This window comes from Halobiforma nitratireducens JCM 10879 (assembly GCF_000337895.1).
GTDB lineage: Archaea > Halobacteriota > Halobacteria > Halobacteriales > Natrialbaceae > Natronobacterium > Natronobacterium nitratireducens.
Map to the genome: position 1 here is coordinate 1 of NZ_AOMA01000068.1, position 381 is coordinate 381.

The following is a 381-nucleotide window of genomic DNA, read 5'->3' on the forward strand; positions in this document are numbered from 1 at the left end:
ATCATGGAAAATGAGAAACATCCACTTGACGACTTGAAAAATGACGAAATCACTAAAAAACGTGAAAAATGAGAAATGCACACTGAAGGACCTGGAATATGGCGAGAAAACTGAAAATCACGGAAAATGAGAAATACACACTTTAGGACGTGAAATATGGCGAGGAAAACTGAAAAAGGTGGAAAATTTAGAAATGTCCACTGTAGGACGTGGAATATGGCAAGAAAACTGAAAATCATGGAAAATGAGAAACATCCACTTGACGACTTGAAAAATGACGAAATCACTAAAAAACGTGAAAAATGAGAAATGCACACTGAAGGACCTGGAATATGGCAAGAAAACTGAAAATCACGGAAAATGAGAAATACACACTTTAGG

General features: G+C 36.2%; 1 protein-coding gene. It reads left to right on the forward strand.

The features are described 5' to 3' along the window. Window positions 1–156: 156 nt before the first annotated feature. The gene (locus C446_RS20445; protein ID WP_019444655.1) at window positions 157–306 is read left to right on the forward strand and encodes a hypothetical protein; all 150 of its coding nucleotides are present in this window, start codon (window positions 157–159) and stop codon (window positions 304–306) included. Window positions 307–381 lie beyond the last annotated feature (75 nt).

Bases quoted from the DNA above. Each gene is read 5' to 3' on its own strand.
- C446_RS20445 (WP_019444655.1), top strand. From the start codon at position 157: ATGGCGAGGAAAACTGAAAAAGGTGGAAAATTTAGAAATGTCCACTGT.